This window comes from Lysinibacillus sp. G1-3, from assembly GCF_056322905.1.
This window is the reverse complement of record NZ_JBWHYQ010000073.1, coordinates 1-318: the sequence shown is the minus strand read 5'-3', so window position 1 is coordinate 318 and position 318 is coordinate 1. Positions and strand designations below refer to the sequence as shown.

Genomic DNA, 318 nt, shown 5'->3' with positions numbered 1-318 from the left:
AACATGACGATGTAAAAGAAACAGCCGTTGTAGTAATGGAAGGAAACGATACAGACAAATACATTTGTGCCTATATAGTAAGTGAGAAAGAACTGAAGGATTTAAATTTAAAGAACTATTTGGCAGAAAGTTTACCAGAATATATGATTCCTACTTACTTTATAAAGATAGATGAAATGCCTTTAACACCAAATGGGAAACTGGATAGAAGAGCACTTCCAAAACCAAATACAGAGGATTCTTTAAATGAATATGAAGCACCAAGAAATGAATTAGAAGAAACCTTAGTAAGAATATGGTGTGAAGTGTTAGGAATAG

At 32.4% G+C, this 318-nt stretch carries 1 protein-coding gene; it reads left to right on the top strand.

Annotated elements, in window-relative coordinates:
• On the top strand, positions 1–318 hold a 318-nt coding region (locus ACVYAD_RS25200; RefSeq protein WP_476428305.1), incomplete at both ends, for an AMP-binding enzyme.